The sequence below is a fragment of the Agromyces sp. NPDC057865 genome (assembly GCF_042796995.1).
Taxonomy (GTDB): Bacteria; Actinomycetota; Actinomycetes; order Actinomycetales; family Microbacteriaceae; genus Agromyces.
Window position 1 is genome coordinate 1140116 of record NZ_JBHVMJ010000001.1, and the last position, 15843, is coordinate 1155958.

Annotated in this window: 18 protein-coding genes and 1 pseudogene; 7 read left to right on the forward strand and 12 right to left on the reverse strand. The window is 71.4% G+C overall.

Going from position 1 to position 15843, the window contains the following annotated elements; all coding sequences use genetic code 11:
* Nucleotides 1–67: 67 nt before the first annotated feature.
* The 4 genes and pseudogenes from ACFVN5_RS05350 to ACFVN5_RS05365 form a co-directional block, all read right to left on the reverse strand.
* Nucleotides 68–316, reverse strand: a pseudogene (locus tag ACFVN5_RS05350) (CDGSH iron-sulfur domain-containing protein); the annotation flags it as partial.
* Complete coding sequence (locus ACFVN5_RS05355) at nucleotides 229–1278, reverse strand: iron-containing redox enzyme family protein (protein ID WP_376953757.1); 1050 nt, start codon at nucleotides 1276–1278, stop codon at nucleotides 229–231. The pseudogene ACFVN5_RS05350 and the gene ACFVN5_RS05355, both read right to left, overlap by 88 nt.
* Before the next feature lie 152 nt (nucleotides 1279–1430).
* Nucleotides 1431–2006 (reverse strand): hypothetical protein, encoded by a 576-nt coding sequence (locus ACFVN5_RS05360; protein WP_376953758.1) that lies wholly within the window; start codon nucleotides 2004–2006, stop codon nucleotides 1431–1433.
* Between the two features lie 13 nt (nucleotides 2007–2019).
* Nucleotides 2020–3168: a zinc-dependent alcohol dehydrogenase gene (locus ACFVN5_RS05365; protein WP_376953759.1), complete on the reverse strand. Its 1149-nt coding sequence runs from the start codon at nucleotides 3166–3168 to the stop codon at nucleotides 2020–2022.
* A gap of 293 nt (nucleotides 3169–3461) precedes the next feature.
* Here ACFVN5_RS05365 and ACFVN5_RS05370 point away from each other — a divergent pair, with 293 nt between their 5' ends.
* A complete protein-coding gene (locus ACFVN5_RS05370; RefSeq protein ID WP_376953760.1) occupies nucleotides 3462–3671 on the forward strand; it encodes a hypothetical protein in 210 nt (69 codons plus the stop codon).
* Nucleotides 3672–3694: 23 nt separating this feature from the next.
* Here the strand turns inward: ACFVN5_RS05370 and ACFVN5_RS05375 are convergent, their stop codons facing one another.
* The 3 genes from ACFVN5_RS05375 to ACFVN5_RS05385 all read right to left on the reverse strand — a co-directional run bounded on the left by ACFVN5_RS05375 (nucleotide 3695) and on the right by ACFVN5_RS05385 (nucleotide 5948).
* Nucleotides 3695–3934: a potassium channel family protein gene (locus ACFVN5_RS05375; protein ID WP_376953761.1), complete on the reverse strand. Its 240-nt coding sequence runs from the start codon at nucleotides 3932–3934 to the stop codon at nucleotides 3695–3697.
* Complete coding sequence (locus ACFVN5_RS05380) at nucleotides 3931–4161, reverse strand: hypothetical protein (RefSeq protein WP_376953763.1); 231 nt, start codon at nucleotides 4159–4161, stop codon at nucleotides 3931–3933. Before ACFVN5_RS05380 ends, ACFVN5_RS05375 begins: the two co-directional genes overlap by 4 nt.
* Before the next feature lie 68 nt (nucleotides 4162–4229).
* Complete coding sequence (locus ACFVN5_RS05385; RefSeq protein ID WP_376953764.1) at nucleotides 4230–5948, reverse strand: IlvD/Edd family dehydratase; 1719 nt, start codon at nucleotides 5946–5948, stop codon at nucleotides 4230–4232.
* 102 nt (nucleotides 5949–6050) lie between these two features.
* On the opposite strand from ACFVN5_RS05385, the gene ACFVN5_RS05390 reads away from it, so the two are divergent.
* From ACFVN5_RS05390 to ACFVN5_RS05400, 3 genes are all read left to right on the forward strand, one after another.
* A complete protein-coding gene (locus tag ACFVN5_RS05390; protein ID WP_376953765.1) occupies nucleotides 6051–6959 on the forward strand; it encodes an SMP-30/gluconolactonase/LRE family protein in 909 nt (302 codons plus the stop codon).
* Nucleotides 6956–7963, forward strand: coding sequence for a zinc-binding dehydrogenase (locus ACFVN5_RS05395; RefSeq protein ID WP_376953767.1), 1008 nt, complete (start codon nucleotides 6956–6958; stop codon nucleotides 7961–7963). Before ACFVN5_RS05390 ends, ACFVN5_RS05395 begins: the two co-directional genes overlap by 4 nt.
* Before the next feature lie 91 nt (nucleotides 7964–8054).
* On the forward strand, nucleotides 8055–8390 hold the full coding sequence (locus ACFVN5_RS05400) for a hypothetical protein (protein ID WP_376953769.1): 336 nt from the start codon (nucleotides 8055–8057) through the stop codon (nucleotides 8388–8390).
* 103 nt (nucleotides 8391–8493) lie between these two features.
* On the opposite strand, the gene ACFVN5_RS05405 is transcribed toward ACFVN5_RS05400, so the two are convergent.
* From ACFVN5_RS05405 to ACFVN5_RS05415, 3 genes are all read right to left on the reverse strand, one after another.
* The gene (locus tag ACFVN5_RS05405; protein WP_376953770.1) at nucleotides 8494–8700 is read right to left on the reverse strand and encodes a cold-shock protein; all 207 of its coding nucleotides are present in this window, start codon (nucleotides 8698–8700) and stop codon (nucleotides 8494–8496) included.
* Between the two features lie 391 nt (nucleotides 8701–9091).
* Nucleotides 9092–10114 (reverse strand): zinc-dependent alcohol dehydrogenase family protein, encoded by a 1023-nt coding sequence (locus tag ACFVN5_RS05410; RefSeq protein ID WP_376953772.1) that lies wholly within the window; start codon nucleotides 10112–10114, stop codon nucleotides 9092–9094.
* Nucleotides 10115–10143: 29 nt separating this feature from the next.
* Nucleotides 10144–11409: a multidrug effflux MFS transporter gene (locus ACFVN5_RS05415; protein ID WP_376953773.1), complete on the reverse strand. Its 1266-nt coding sequence runs from the start codon at nucleotides 11407–11409 to the stop codon at nucleotides 10144–10146.
* Between the two features lie 101 nt (nucleotides 11410–11510).
* On the opposite strand from ACFVN5_RS05415, the gene ACFVN5_RS05420 reads away from it, so the two are divergent.
* Complete coding sequence (locus ACFVN5_RS05420) at nucleotides 11511–12377, forward strand: helix-turn-helix transcriptional regulator (protein ID WP_376953774.1); 867 nt, start codon at nucleotides 11511–11513, stop codon at nucleotides 12375–12377.
* Here the strand turns inward: ACFVN5_RS05420 and ACFVN5_RS05425 are convergent.
* Nucleotides 12374–13264 (reverse strand): aldo/keto reductase, encoded by an 891-nt coding sequence (locus tag ACFVN5_RS05425; protein ID WP_376953775.1) that lies wholly within the window; start codon nucleotides 13262–13264, stop codon nucleotides 12374–12376. The two genes, ACFVN5_RS05420 and ACFVN5_RS05425, sit on opposite strands and share 4 nt — an antisense overlap.
* Nucleotides 13265–13402: 138 nt before the next feature.
* Between ACFVN5_RS05425 and ACFVN5_RS05430 the strand changes: the two genes are divergently transcribed.
* Complete coding sequence (locus ACFVN5_RS05430) at nucleotides 13403–14389, forward strand: aldo/keto reductase (RefSeq protein WP_376953776.1); 987 nt, start codon at nucleotides 13403–13405, stop codon at nucleotides 14387–14389.
* 68 nt (nucleotides 14390–14457) lie between these two features.
* Complete coding sequence (locus ACFVN5_RS05435; RefSeq protein ID WP_376953777.1) at nucleotides 14458–14868, forward strand: cupin domain-containing protein; 411 nt, start codon at nucleotides 14458–14460, stop codon at nucleotides 14866–14868.
* A gap of 28 nt (nucleotides 14869–14896) precedes the next feature.
* Here the strand turns inward: ACFVN5_RS05435 and ACFVN5_RS05440 are convergent, their stop codons facing one another.
* Complete coding sequence (locus ACFVN5_RS05440) at nucleotides 14897–15802, reverse strand: helix-turn-helix transcriptional regulator (RefSeq protein WP_376953778.1); 906 nt, start codon at nucleotides 15800–15802, stop codon at nucleotides 14897–14899.
* Nucleotides 15803–15843 lie beyond the last annotated feature (41 nt).

The following is a 15843-nucleotide window of genomic DNA, read 5'->3' on the forward strand; positions in this document are numbered from 1 at the left end:
CGTCGTAGACGAACGCGGGGTCGCGCTCGGGTCGTACCGTGCGGAACCCGACGAGCTTGTGGCTGCCGTCGCAGAACGGCCGGATCGCCGACGCGCCGCACCGGCAGAGCGCGACGGTGCGGCGATGCGGGTCGACGTGGTTGCCCTGCTCGTCGAGGATCTCGACGTCGCCGCGCACGATGAGCGGGCCGTTCGGGCACGCGACGACCGACGGGCTCTGCGGCCGGGTCACGGCAGCGCCTTCCGCAGCGCGGAGCCGCCAGCCTCGAACGCGCGGCGCACCTCGCCGCACAGCCGGCCGTCGACGGTGAGGCACGCGCAGGCCCCGAACAGGATGTCGTCGGCGAGCCCGGGCTCGTCGGCCACGAGGCCGCCGGCCAGGTCGTGCGCGGCAAGCTGCTCGTGCACCGCGTCGGCCTCGACGTGCTCGTCGAAGTAGTCGGCGGCGTCGTCGCCGAGTCCGAGTCGCCGGAAGCCGTTCGCGTACGCCCGGCACGGGATCGAGCTGGTCATCTCGAAGGCGGCGAGGTGGCCGACGATCGCCCCGCGGAGCCGACGCTGCAGGCCGAGCATCGACATCAGGTTCATCGACGCGTACACGAGCGCCGGCACGTGGTCGGCGTAGGCGCCGTACCGGTCGTCGAGCCCCATGACCCGCATGGTCTTGGCGAAGATCTCAGCGTGCAGCCGCTCGGGCCGGCCGCCGCCGTACTCGTCGGCCTGGATCTCGACGAGCGCAGACTTCGCCCGGCCGTGCAGCCGCGGGATGGCCCAGCTGTGCGGGTCCGCCTCCTTGAGAGTGTAGATCGAGCGGTGCACGAGCACTTCGCGCACCTGGTCGACGGTCGCATCGCGCTCGACCCATGCCGAGAGTCCCGGCCCGTCGTCGGCGGCCTCGACGAGCGCGAACAGCGCCTCGGGGATGTCGCGCGTGGCGTGCGGCTGCGGGATGCGCCCCCGCAGCTCGGCCTCGTAGGCGCGCTCGAGCTCACCGCGGAAGGCGAGCAGCTCGGGCTCCCACTCGAGGCGGTCGTCGACGGCCTCGAGGCCGCCGTAGTGCAGTTCGTAGAGCACGAAGAGGGCGAGCTGCACGTCGTCGTCGTCGAGGAGGCTCGGGGACCGGCGGGTCGCAGCGGTCGCCACGTCGGGTTCCAGGCGGATGCCGTCGCCGGCGCGCAACCGCCCGATGACGAGCTCGCTCACCTCGCCCCGCGGCTCGGGCAGGCGCATGGGCCATCGGTCGTCCGTGCGGGTGGAGACCGGTGCCGTCAGCGTCATGTGCGCCCCCTTGCTGGCTCTCCGGCCCACGCTACGGCTGGGGCGAGTCGCGGGCACGGGGGTTGACCGCCCGGAGGGCCCGGTGTAACCGCGCCGGGTGCGTGCGGAGGCGACGTCGTCGAGGTCGATGCTGGCCGCCTCCGCGAGCCGCGTCACCGCCGCACGCCACGGGCCACCGCACGGGCCACGGCGACGAGGCCGACGCCGGCGAGCACCCACGGGCCGGCGACGAGGATGGGGTCCATCCACTGGTGCCGGACGTCGGCGCGGCGGGAGCCGAATCGCGATGAGATGCCGTGCCGCCGACGCTCGCTCAGCACGCCGGTCTCGGTGACGGGGTTGTCGGGCCGGAGGGTCGCGAACGAGCGCAGATGGCTCTCGACCGCGTCCACGCGATCGCCGAGGATCAGCAGCAGCCAGTGCGCGGCCCGACCCTCGCTGTATCGCGCGTAGGCGAAGCGGCGGATGCCGCCGGAGAGGCCCTTCAACGGCTGGGCGGTTCCGAACACGGGCGGCAGCTGTTCGTGCTCGATCGACCGCTCCCGTGCCGACGGCTCGGGCTGGCGCTCCGGGAACTCCCAGTGCGCACCGGTGCCGCCCGGTTCACGGCGTTCGCGGGGGACGGCCGGGCGGTCGGCGGGGTCGAGGTCGACGCCCCAGCCGGGGATCCGGCGGCGCAGCTCCTCGACATCGGTTCGTTGCTCATGCGGAGCTGACGTGTACGGCATGGGATTCCCTCCTTCAGGCGGCGCTCGGCAGGATCACCGGCTTGATGCAGCCGTCGAGCTTCGCGGAGAACATGTGGTAGCCCTCGGCGATGTGCTCGAGGGGGATGCGGTGCGTGATGATGTCGCTCGGCTTCAGGTAGCCGTTGCGGATGTGCTCGAAGAGGCGCGGCCACTGCCGCTTGACCGGAGCCTGGTTCATCCGCAGGGTGAGCCCCTTGTTCATGGCATCGCCGAACTTGACGGCGCTGAACATCGGTCCGTACGCGCCCATGACCGACACCGTGCCGCCCTTGCGCACGGAGTCGACCGCCCAGTTCAGCGCGATCGGGGAACCGCCCTGCAGCTTGAGCTTCGCCGCGGTGACGTGCTGCGTGAGGTTCCCGTCGGCCTCGGCCCCGACCGCGTCGATCGCGACGTCCGAGCCGAGCCCGTCGGTCGCGCGCTTGAGGTGCACCACGATGTCGTCGAGCTCCGCGAAGTTCACGGTCTCGGCGTGCGCGAACGTGCGCGCCTTCTCCAGCCGGTAGTCGAGATGGTCGACCACGATGACGCGGCCGGCTCCCATGAACCACGAGGATTTCGCGGCGAACAGGCCGACGGGCCCGGCGCCGAACACGACGACCGTGTCTCCCTCCCCGATGTCTCCGAGCTGGGCGCCGAAGTACCCGGTGGCCAGGGCGTCGGTGCAGAGCAACGCGTCCTCGGCGTCCATCCAGTCGGGGATGATCGACGGCCCGACGTCGGCGAAGGGGACGCGCACGAACTCCGACTGGCCCCCGTCGTACCCGCCGCACGTGTGCGAGTAGCCGTAGATGCCGCCCACGGCCGTCGCGTTCGGATTGACGTTGTGGCAGTTGGAGTACAGCCCTCGTTCGCAGAAGTAGCAGGAGCCGCAGAAGATGTTGAACGGCACCATGACCCGGTCGCCGGGCTGCAGGCGCTCGACGGATGCCCCGACCTCGACGACCTCGCCGATGAACTCGTGCCCGAAGGTGTGCCCCACCCGCGTGTCCGGCATCATGCCGTGGTACAGGTGCAGGTCGGAGCCGCAGATCGCGGCGAGCTCCACCCGCACGATGGCGTCGTTCGGGTGTTCGATCCGGGGCATCTCCTTCTCCTCGACCCGAACCTTGTAGGGCCCCCGGTAGACCATTGCCCGCATGTGCTGCTCCCTTGATCGCGGTCGTCACGCAGCCCAGGACACGCCACGAAACCATCCCCCTCGAAGCGGGTCAAGGGGATTGCCCGGTCGTACATCCTGCGCATGGTGCGGAGTGGCGGACACGCCGTTCGGGGCGGCCGCTCCCATCGACTGGTGAGCTCCTTCGCGCAGCGGATGTCAAGTCCCGTGCGAGGACACCAGCGAGGGCGGACGATGTGGTGAGCACCACCAGGGGGAGGACGACGATGTCAGGAACATCCGCCGCGAGGCCGGAGACTCCGGACCTCGATTTCGTGGCGCTGAGTGAGACGACCTGGCGCGTCTGCGACTGCAGCTGCGCAGACGACGACACCCGCCGGATCCTGGGCTACCTCCAGGTCGTCGACGGCGAGTACGAGATGCTGTGGATGCGCCCGCGGCCGGGGGTGAGCCGACGCTATCCGTCGCTCGAGTCCGCCGTCGACGCGATCTCGAGGCGATTGCGAACGCTCCCCGATCGCTGACGAACGATGATGGTGGCAACGGGCTACTTCGAGCTCTCCAGCAACTCCCGCAGCTGCCGGACCTCGACCATGAGCGCGTCGATGTGCGCCTTCGTGGCCGCGCGGTCCGCCTCGTTCGTGGCGCTCACCTTCTCGATGATCCACGAGGCGAGCGTGGCCGTCACCACGCCGATCAGCGCGATCCCGCCGATCATCACGCCGACCGCGACGAGCTGTCCGGCGGGCGTGATGGGGAAGTAGTCGCCGTAGCCGACCGTCGTCACGGTGACGAACGCCCACCAGACGCCTTCGCCCAGGGTCTGGATCGAGCCGTCCTGGCCAGGTAGTCGGCGAGGAACAGGCCCCAGGTGGTCCAGATGACCGTTTCCGCGAGCACTGCGTCGGGCCCGGTGAGGTTTCCGATCACCTGCCATGAGTAGGCGACGAGGAATGCGAGAGCCGCTGCCGCGAGCGGCCACTCGGTGAGCTTCTGCCAGCGCTTCTGGTCCATGCGGGTCACTCTAGGACGCGTGACCACGCGCCTGAGAGGACCAGTTCACGGGGGTGTCGCGTGCGAGCTCAGTGCGACTCACGGCTGACCGTCGAGCCTGATCCCCCGACGAGGAAGTCGAGGTCGGCGCCCCGGTCGGCCTGGAGCACGTGGTCGACGTAGAGGCGCTCCCAGCCGCGGCGCGGATTCGCGTAGCCGTCGATCGTCGCGTCGGTCGGCTGTCGGTTCGCGAGCTCCTCGGCCGGCACGTCGACGTCGAGCCGTCCGCCGCGGACGTCGAGCGAGATCCAGTCGCCGGTCTGCACGAGCGCGAGGGGTCCGCCGGCGGCGGCTTCGGGCGTGACATGCAGCACGACGGTCCCGTACGCGGTGCCCGACATGCGCCCGTCGCAGATGCGGACCATGTCGCGCACGCCCTGCTCGAGGAGCTTCTTCGGCAGCGGCATGTTCGCCACCTCGGGCATGCCGGGGTAGCCGCGCGGGCCGCACCCGCGGAGCACCATCACCGAGTCCGCGTCGATGTCGAGGTCGGGGTCGTCGATGCGGGCGTGGAAGTCCTCGACCGAGTCGAACACCACGGCCCGGCCGCGATGCCTCAGCAGGTGCGGGGATGCCGCGGCGGGCTTGATGATCGCCCCGCCGGGCGCGAGCGACCCGCGCAGCACCGCGATTCCGGCGGCGGGGAGCAGCGGAGTCTCGCGCGGCGTGATGACCTCGGGATCCCAGATCCGCGCGTCGTCGAGGTACTCGACGAACGGGCGGCCGGTGATCGTGAGCGCATCGCGGTCGAGCAGGTCGCGCACCTCGCGCATGACGGCGAGGAACCCGCCGGCCCGGTACAGGTCGTCCATCAGGTACCGCCCTGCGGGCTGCAGGTTCACGAGCAGCGGCACCTCCTCGCCGATCCGGTCGAAGTCGTCGATCGTCAGCTCGATCCCGAGCCGCCCGGCGATGGCGAGCAGGTGCACCACCGCGTTGGTCGACCCGCCGATCGCGGCCAGGGCCACGATCGCGTTGTGGAAGCTGCCAGCCGTCAGGAACGTCGACGGTCGCCGGTCCTCGGCGACGAGCTGCACCGCGAGCCGCCCGGTCTCGTGCGCCGCCTCGAGCAGCCGCGCATCGGGCGCGGGCGTCCCGGCCAGCCCGGGCAGCACCGTGCCGAGCGCCTCCGCGACGAGCGCCATCGTCGACGCCGTGCCCATGGTGTTGCAGTGCCCCTTCGAGCGGATCATCGACGACTCCGACCTGAGGAACATCGCCTCGCTCAGCGTGCCGGCGCGCACCTCCTCGCTGAGCCGCCACACGTCGGTGCCGCATCCGAGGGCCTCGTTGCGGAAGTGCCCGGTCAGCATCGGCCCGCCGGGCACGACCACGGCGGGCAGGTCGACGGATGCCGCGGCCATCAGCAGCGACGGGATCGTCTTGTCGCACCCGCCGAGCAGCACCACCCCGTCGATCGGGTTCGCGCGCAGCATCTCCTCGGTCGCCATCGCCGCCATGTTCCGCCAGAGCATCGCCGTCGGGCGGACCTGGGTCTCTCCGAGCGAGACCACCGGGAGTTCGAGCGGGATGCCACCGGCTTCGTAGATGCCGTTCTTGACCGACTGGGCGACCTCGGTCAGGTGCGCGTTGCACGGCGTGAGGTCGGATGCGGTGTTCGCGATCGCGATCTGCGGACGGCCGGTGAACGCGGAGTCGGGCACACCCCGACGCATCCACGCTCGATGGATGTACGCGTTCCGATCGTCGCCCGAGTACCAGGCGGAACTGCGGAGAACCCGGTCCATGATCTCCATCCTTCGGAATTCGGGGTCCGTCATGTGAGACTGCGGTGAGCATATGGCCCGAGAGGGGAGACGCGCGAGCATGTCGGCATCGGAGACCCCCGCATGAGCGCCGACGGCCTGGTGCTCGCCACCGCTGAACCGGGCGTGCTCTCCGAGGGCCCGTTCTGGGATCCGGTCCGCCGCAGCATCCACTGGGTCGACATCCGGCGCGGCGAGGTGCTCACCGGCACGCTCGCCGAGGACGGGACGATCGACGTCGTCGACCGGGTCTCGCTGCCGGGCACCGTCGGCGCGATGGCCCCGTCTGCGACGGGGGAGTGGATCGTCGCGAACGGCGACGACCTCGTCGTGGTGCGAGACGGCCGGGTCGTCCGCACCATCCCCGTCCTCGGCACCGACGAAGCCCGTCGGTTCAACGACGGCAAGCCGGATGCCGCGGGCCGCTACCTCGTGGGCACGCTCTCCGAAGGCGGGCCCTCCGAGCGCGAGGAGCTGCTCGTCGTCGAGCGCGACGGCTCCCGGCGTGTACTCGACGCCGACCTCACGCTCGCGAACGGCCTCGGATGGTCCGCGGACGGCACCCGCCTCCACACGATCGACACGCTCCGACGACGCGTGTACACCCGCGACTACGACGTGGAGACCGGACGGACCGGACCGCGCGAGGTGCTCCTCGAACTCGACGCGGGCTTCCCCGACGGCATGTGCGTCGACGCCGAGGACCACCTGTGGATCGCCTTCTGGGGCCTCGGACAGGTGCGCCGCTACACCGCCGGCGGCGAGCTCGTGCGGATGATCGAGGTGCCCGCCCCGCACACGTCGAGCGTCGCCTTCGCAGGGCCGGCGCTCGACACGCTCGTCATCACCACCGCCGCCGACGAACTGACACCCGAGCAGCTCGAGCAGTACCCGTACTCCGGATGCCTCTTCACGATCGTCCCCGGCGTCACCGGGCTTCCCCAGCCGCTGTGGGCCGGCTTCGTCGGTGCGGGCGATGGGGAGCGAGCATGAGGGCGCTCGTGATCACCGGCCCGGGGCACGCCGAGGTGCAGGACGTCCCGCCGCCCGACGCGGTGCCAGGTGAGGTCGTGGTGGACGTGGGCCGCGCCGGCATCTGCGGAACCGACGTCGAGTTCTTCACCGGCGAGATGCAGTACCTCCACGACGGGCACGCGACGTACCCGATGCGCATCGGGCACGAGTGGATGGGCGTCGTGTCCGCGATCGGCGACGGGGTCGATCCGGCGTGGCTCGGGCGTCGTGTCACCGGCGACACCATGCTCGGCTGCGGGGTGTGCCGCCGCTGCCGCACTGGATTCCAGCACGTCTGCGTCGATCGGTCGGAGATCGGCATCCGTCGCGGCCGGCCGGGCGCCCTCGCCGAGCAGCTCGCCGTCCCCGCTCGTGCCCTGCACGCGCTGCCCGACACCGTCGACGACGCGGCCGGCGCGCTCGTCGAGCCCGCCGGCAACGCCTTCCGCGCCGTGCAGGCCGCCGCCCTGGAGCCGGGCGATCGCGTGCTCGTCACGGGCGCGGGCACGATCGGACTGCTCTGCGCGATGTTCGCGCGGGCCGGCGGCGCCGACGTCCACCTCCTCGGCCGCAGTCCGCGATCGCTCGACTTCGCGCGCTCGCTCGGCTTCGAGCACGTGTGGACCGACGATGCCCTCCCGGAACTGCCGTGGGACGCCGTCATCGACGCCTCCACCGCTCCCGAGCTTCCAGCGAAGGCCGTCGAGCTCGTCGAACCGGGCAAGCGCGTCGTCTACATCGGACTCTCGGGCTCACCGAGCCTGCTCGACACCCGCATGCTCGTGCTCGGCGACGTCACGGCGGTCGGCATCCTGAGCGCGTCACCTTGCCTCGAGGGCACCATCCGCGCTTTCGCGCACGACCAGGTCGACCCGAGGCCGCTCGTCGCCGCAACCGTGGCGCTCGACGACCTGCCCGCGGTCCTAGCGGGTGAGCGCCCCGCAGGCTCGGGGCCGGGGCCGAAATTCCACGTCGCGATCTGACCGCCGTCGTCTCGATCGCGCTCGCCTAGCGTGCCGCTCGGAAGTTTTCAAGACCGTTGCCACCCGCGCGTCACGGCGGTGTGATCGAGGAGTGAAGATCATCGTGTACGCCGGGGACGAGTTGCTGACCGGAGACGAGATCGCCGAGGCGCTGCTCGAGTACGGCCAGGCACTCGCCCAGAACGGCACCGCCTCGAAGGTGGAGATCCCGACGCTCGAGGCGGACGGCTCGCGTTCGACGACGACGGTGCTGGTCGGCCCGGCCAGCCAGATCGTTGCGAAGAGCGCCGACACCAATGCCGAGGAGTTGCGGGACCCGAGCGTGGTCGCCGACCTCAAGGCTCGCACTCGTGCGTTGCGGCCGGACCCCTCGGCCCCGCCGATGCTGTCGGGCGGAGACGTCCCGGACTGGGTCGAGGACCTCTGAGACAGGGCGAGCGGATGCCGCGACGGCGCCTCGTGAAGGGGGCGCGGGCCGCGGCATCCGCTCGTGGATCGGCGGCGTCACCGCCGATCAGCCGGTTCGAGGACTACGCGATGACGCGGATGTTCTCGGCCTGCAGGCCCTTGGGGCCGCGGGCGGTGTCGAACTCGACCTTCTGGTTCTCGTCGAGCGAGCGGAATCCGCCCGTCGTGATGGCGCTGAAGTGCGCGAAGACGTCGGCGCTGCCGTCGTCGGGGGCGATGAAGCCGAAGCCCTTGTCGGCGTTGAACCACTTGACGGTTCCGGTTGCCATGTTTCTTTCCTTCTGTAGAGCCGAGCCGCCGAAGCGGCTGCGACGTGCACGACGCTGGTCGTGCGTTGCTCCGCCGACGACGTCCGTCGACGGAAGTGGGGGGATGCGCGTGGCGCGCATGATGGGTCGAGCCCGGCCGACGATGGCGCAGTGGAACGATTCGTGGGCGGCGAGTCCGACGCGGGAGCGGGCGGAGTCGCTGCGGGCGAGGTCCGCGGATCCGGTTCGGGGCTTCGTCGCCCGAACCGCACCGAGGAATTCGGTGAAGGAGATGTGTACACGTCCCAGCTGAGTCTTGTCGACTTCCCAGCCGGGTCACGCGGGCGATCGTCCGCTGCAGATCCTCGAACCCTACGGGCTGCAGATGGGAAGGGTCTGTGAGCGGCGTGCGTCAGAACGTGAGCAGCACCTTCGTGGCGCGTCGCTCGTCCATCGCGCGGTAGCCCTCGGCGGCCTGCTCGATCGGCAGGGTCAGGTCGAAGACCGTTCCCGGGTCGATCAGGTCGCGCATGATGAGGTCGACCAGGTCGGGCAGGAACCGGCGCACGGGCGCGGGCCCGCCGTGCAGGTGCACGCCGGAGAAGAACAGCTCGAGTCCGGGGAGCTCGACGTCGTGCGAGACGCCGACGTAGCCGACGTGGCCGCCCGGGCGGGTGGAGCGGATCGCCTGCATCATGGACTCCTGCGTGCCGACGGCCTCGATGACCGAGTGCGCACCGAGCCCGCCGGTGAGCTCCTTCACCTTGACCATGCCGGCGTCGCCGCGCTCCTCGATGATGTCGGTCGCGCCGAAGCTGCGCGCGAGCGCCTGGCGGTCGGCATGCCGGCTGAACGCGATGATGCGCTCGGCCCCGAGCTCGCGCGCGGCGAGGATGCCGAGCAGCCCCACCGCGCCGTCGCCGACGACCGCGACGGTCTTGCCAGGTCCCGCCTCGGCGGCGACGGCAGCGAACCAGCCGGTGCCGAGCACATCGGATGCCGCGAGGAGGCTCCGCTCCTGCGCCGGGGTGGGTCGGGTCGCCGTCGCGACGAGCGTGCCGTCGGCGAGCGGGACCCGGAGGAACTCGGCCTGCGTGCCGAGCGCGCCCATCGGCACGGCGTGGACGCAGCGGGACTGGTAGCCCGCCCGGCAGATCTCGCACGTGTTGTCCGACGCGAAGAACGATCCGACGACGAAGTCGCCGACCTTCACATTCCGCACGTCGGCGCCGATCTCCTCGACGACCCCGACGTACTCGTGGCCCATCGGGGCCGGCCAGCCGTAGTCGTCCTGGCCGCGGTACGGCCAGAGGTCGGATCCGCAGATGCAGGCCGAGGTGACGCGGATGATCGCGTCGGTCGGCGCCTCGATGGTGGGGGTCTCGCGGTCCTCGACGCGGACGTCGCCGGGGCCGTACATGATGACACCGCGCATTGGGGGGTGCTCCTTCTCTCAGGGTGGGGTCAGTGCTCGTCGGCCGTCGCGAACGCGTCGGCCGGAGCGGGGTGGGGTCGGGTGATCTTCGAGGTCCGGGTCGCGAGCAGTGCGACGGATGCCGCCGCGAGGGCGATCCCGGCGACGGTGACGATGCCGAGGGGCAGCATGGTCCCGGCGCCGGCGATGCCCACCAACGGCGCGGCGGCGCCGCCGAACCCGAAGCGCGCCATCCCGAGCAGCGAGGATGCCGTGCCCGCCATCTGCGGATACCCGGCGAGCGCGATCGTGGTCGTCGGCGGCGTCGTCACCGCGACCCCGCTGACCAGGACGAGCAGCGACACGATCACGACGCCGACCGGCAGGGCCGCGACGGCGGCCGCGAGCAGCCCGAGCGCGCCCAGCGCGCACATCGCGAGCCCGGCGACGAGCGTGCCGTGGAGGCTCCAGCGGTCGGCGCTGCGCGCGGCGAGCCATCCGAAGACCATGAAGCCGGCCGAGTTCAGCCCGAACGCGAGCGCGTACTGCTGGGGCGAGAGCCCGTAGATGCCCTGGAGCACGTACGTCGCGCCGGCGAGGTACGCGAACAGCGCGGCGCTCACGAAGCCGCTCACCAGTACCGCCCCGACGAAGCGGCGATCGCGCAGCAGGGTGCCGTAGCCCTGGGCGGAGTGCGCGAACCCGCCGGTGACGCGGCGATCCCGCGGCAGGGTCTCGGAGAAGGCGAAGCACACCGCGAGCAGGATCGCGACGCCGATCGCCGTGAGGAACAGGAACAGGCCGCGCCAGTCGGTGACGGTCGCGAGCAGCCCGCCCGCGAGCGGACCGACGATCGCGGCGAGGCCGCTGAGCACCGTGAGACGGCCGAAGTAGCGGATGAGGGCGCCGCCGGAGTACAGGTCGCGGCCGGCGGCCTGCGCGATGACGAGTCCGACGCCGCCGGCGATGCCCTGCAGCAGGCGGGCGCCGATGAGCAGTTCGACGCTGGGTGCGATCGCGCACCACGCCGACATGACGACGTAGGCGATGACCCCGACGAGCAGGGGACCGCGCCGGCCGAACCGGTCGGAGAGCGGGCCGGCGATCAGCTGGCCGAGGGCGAGCCCCAGAAGGCACGCCGTCACCGTCAGCTGCGCCATCGACGTGGCGGCGCCCAGCTCGAGCGTGAGCGCCGGCAGCAGCGGCAGGTACAGGTCCATCGAGATGGGGCCGAACACGGTGAGCAGGAGCAGCACGGCCGGCAGCAGCCGGCCGGCGGACGTCGGCGGGTTCGGAGCGGGGGCAGTGGTGGGCACGACATCAAGTGCACGCGATCGCCACCGATCGAGGGAGTCCCTGACGAACCGTGTACTGGCAGGGCACCCCTCGTGCGCGGCATCCGACCTACCCTGTGAGCATGGACAACCGAGCCGAGGTGCGAGAGTTCCTCATGTCGCGCCGGGCGAAGCTCACGCCCGACCAGGCGGGCCTTCCGGCCGGACCGAACCGCCGCGTGGCGGGCCTGCGGCGCACCGAGGTCGCCGTCCTCGCGGGCGTGAGCGTGGAGTACTACGCGAAGCTCGAGCGCGGCGGGATCGCCGGGGCATCCGCGTCGGTGCTCGACGCCATCGCCGACGCGCTGCAGCTCGACGACACGGAGCGCGCGCACCTGTTCGACCTCGCGCGCGCCGCCGACGGCATCCCCGCGTCGGGGCGTCCCCGTCGGCGGACGACGCGGCAGGCGCCCTCGCGGCCGAGCCTGCAGTGGACCCTCGAGTCCATCACGGGCGGAATCGCGTTCGTCCGCAATCAGTACTCGGACCTCCTCGCGACGAACGCCCTGGGCCGCGCCTTCTACTCGCCGCTCATCGGCGACGGCGGGCGCACGCCGAACCTCGCGCGCTTCCAGTTCCTCGACCCGGCGTCGCGCGACTTCTACCCCGACTGGGACCTGTTCGCCGAGATGTGCGTCGCGATCATGCGCGCGGATGCCGGGCGCAATCCGCACGACCGCACGATGCAGGATCTCGTGGGGGAGCTCTCGACCCGCAGCGAGACCTTCCGCAGGCTCTGGGCCGCGCACGACGTGCGCACACACGGCGCGGGCACGAAGCGCTTCACGCACCCGGTGGTCGGCGAGCTCACGCTCGCCTACGAGGAGTTCACGCTCACGGCCGAGCCGGGACTCGTCATGCTCGTCTACACGGCCGAGCCCGGCTCGCCCTCGGCGGAGCGGCTCCAGCTCCTCGCGTCGTGGGCGGCGACGCAGCACGCCACGGCCTAGACCTCGGGGATGGCCCGACCGTGCGACTCGAGCCTGATAGCCGCCGGCTCGGGTCCGCCGCGGACGCCGGTGTCGAGGGCGTCGATCGCCGCGAGCTCGCGGGGCGACAGCTCGAAGCCGAGCACGTCGAAGTTCTCGGCGATCCGACGCGGGTTCGTCGACTTCGGGATCGCCGAACGGCCTTGCTGCAGGTGCCAGCGCAGCATCACCTGCGCGGCCGTCCGGTCATGCGCGTCGGCGATGTCGAGCAGCACCGGATCGGCGAGCGTGCTGCGCCGGTCGTCCCCGTAGCCGGGATAGAACGTGATGCCGCCGATGGGCGACCAGGCCTGGCTGAGGATTCCATGCTCGGCGTCGAGCGCAAGCAGTTCCCGTTGCTGGAAGTACGGGTGGACCTCGACCTGGTTGACGGCGGGAACGATCTCCGTCGCCTCGAGCAGCCGAGCCAGGTGCTCGGGCATGAAGTTGCTGACGCCGATCGCGCGCACCCGGCCCTCGGCCTGGAGCCGCTCGAGCGCCCGATATGCATCGAGGGTGCGGTCGAAGGCGGTCGGCAGCGGCTGGTGCAGGATGAACAAGTCCAGGCGGTCGACCCCGAGCTTGCCCGCGGACTTGTCGAAGGCATGGGGCGTCTCGTCGAAGCCGTAGTCGCTGATCCAGACCTTCGTCTCGAGGAACACGTCGTCGCGCGCGAGGCCCGATTCGCGGAGTGCGAGGCCGACCTCGCGCTCGTTGCCGTACGCGGCCGCCGTGTCGATGTGCCGAAATCCGACCTCCAGCGCGGTGCTCACGGCGGCGCGGGTCTCGTCGGGCGGGGTCTGGAAGACGCCGAAGCCGAGGGCGGGCAGGGTGACGCCGTTGTTCAGGGTGAAGGTCGGGATCGCCATGGCGGCCACGCTAAGCGCCCGGTCGATGAGGAGGGAGGCCGTGCTGGTACCTGTCACGCCAGGGACTCCCGCGCGCACGCTGGAAGGCGTGGGATGGAGGTGGTCGCGCGGACCGCGCACCACCCCGGAAGGAACACCATGCACACGAGAACACTTGGCCAGGGCCTCGAGGTGTCGGCCATCGGGCTGGGCGCCATGGGCATGTCCATGAGCTACGGGCCGAACCCCGGGGACCGCGACGACATGATCGGCGTGCTCCGCTACGCCGTCGAGCACGGCGTGACGTTCATCGACACCGCCGAGGTCTACGGGCCCTACGTGAACGAGGAGCTCGTCGGCGAGGCGATCGCGCCGATCCGCGACCAGGTGGTGGTCGCGACGAAGTTCGGCTGGAACATCGCCGACGGTCGCATGCAGGGCCTCGACTCGCGTCCCGAGCAGATCCGGCGGGTCGCCGAGGCCTCCCTCCGGCGCCTCGGGGTCGACCGGATCGACCTGTTCTACCAGCACCGCGTCGACCCCGACGTGCCCGTCAAGGACGTCGCCGGCGCGGTCGGCGAACTCGTCGCCGAGGGCAAGGTCGCGCACTTCGGGCTCTCCGAGGCGGGTGCGGCGACGATCCGTCGTGCGCACGCGGTCTTCCCGGTCACCGCCGTGCAGAGCGAGTACTCGCTCTGGACCCGCGATCCCGAATTCGAGGTGCTGCCCGCGTGCGCCGAGCTCGGCATCGGGTTCGTGCCGTTCAGCCCGCTCGGCAAGGGCTTCTTCACCGGCTCGGTCTCGGCAGACGCGACCTTCGCGCCCGACGAGATCCGTGCGCGGGTGCCCCGCTTCGAGGCCGAGAACCTCGCCGCCAACCAGGTGCTGATCGACCAGGTCCGCGCGCTCGCCGACCAGCGCGGTGCGACGCCGGCGCAGGTCGCGCTCGCCTGGCTGCTCGCGCAGCGGCCGTTCATTGTGCCGATTCCCGGCACCCGGCGCCGCGAGCGCGTCGACGAGAACGCTGCAGCGACCGCCGTCGCGCTCTCGGCCGACGACGTCGCCGACCTGAACGCGCTCGTCGAGCGGGTCGGCGTCGCCGGCAACCGCTACGACGCGTCGGGCATGCAGATGGTCGGCCGCTGACGGATGCCGCGGCATCCGCGCACCGATGACGACGTGGCATCCGCCCGCCTGAGACGAAGGAGCAGCCCATGAGCACGCAACGGCAGCCGAAGCGGCCGACCGTGAAGGGACCCGAGGACTGGTTCACCGGCGACGTGTACTTCAACGCCTACTACGCGGGTGAGGAGCCATCGCGAGCGCGCCTCAACCTCGTGCGCTTCACGCCCGGCGCCCACACGGCCTGGCATCGACACGCGGTCGGGCAGATGCTGCACGTGACCGAGGGCCGCGGGTACGTGCAGTCGCGCGGTGAGGAGCTGATCGAGCTGCGCCCCGGCGACACCGTCTACACGCCGCCGGGGGAGTGGCACTGGCACGGTGCGACCGCCGACAGCTTCATGTGCCACCTGGCGCTGTGGGAGGCGCCCGGTGCCGGAGCGGACGAGCCCGAGACGGTGTGGGGTGACAAGCTGCGCGCCGACGAGTACCCGTCGGCGTGAGTCGCTGCGCCGGTTCCGGCGGGGACGCCTAGGGCTTCCTCACCGGCGCCGTCGTGCGCACGGCCTCGTCGGCCGCAGCGAACTCCGCCTCGTGCGTCGCGGCCCACGACGCGAGCAGCTTGATCGCATCCGCCGACGGCGAACCGACGGGCGCGGTGTAGACGTTGAGCACGAGCCCGGGCTCGCTCGGCAGGTCCATCGACTCGTAGTCCAGGTCGAGGTCGCCGACCACCGGGTGGTGCAGGCGCTTCCGCCCGCTGCGGTGGAACTTCACGTCGCGCGACGCCCACCGCTCCCGGAACAGCTCGCTCTGCGTCGACAGCTCGCCCACGAGCCGGATGAGCTCGGGATCGTGCGGGTTGCGGCCGGCCTCCATGCGGAGCATCGCGGCGGCGTCGTGGGTGACCTGGTCGTAGTCGCGCCAGAACTCCTTCGCCGCGGGGTTCAGGTACGCGAACCGGGTCGTGTTGACGGGCCGTCGGGGATCGTCGAACACCGGGGAGTAGAGGGCGCGGGCCAGCCGGTTCGCGGCGAGGATGTCGTGCCGTCCGTTCCGCACCCACGCCGGGGCATCCGCGAACGCATCGAGGACCTGCAGCACGGCCGGCCGCACCGATGGCTTCAGCTTCGGGCCGCGCGTGAGGCCCGGCCCCGAGGCGCGCGCGAGGTCGTGGAGGTACTGCCGCTCGGCGTCGTCGAGCTGCAGGGTCGTCGCGAGCGCGTCGAGCACGCTGTCGGATGCCCCGCCGAGATTGCCGCGCTCGAGCCGCACGTAGTAGTCGACCGAGACGCCGGCGAGCATCGCCACCTCCTCGCGGCGCAGTCCCTTCACTCGGCGGTTGCCGCCGTATGCGGGGAGCCCGGCCTGCTCGGGGGTCAGCCGGGCGCGGCGGGAGCTAAGGAACTCCCGGACCTCGGCGGGGACATCAGCCATGCCATCAACGGTAGGCCGGAGCGGTCGCGTCTGGGAGGGCC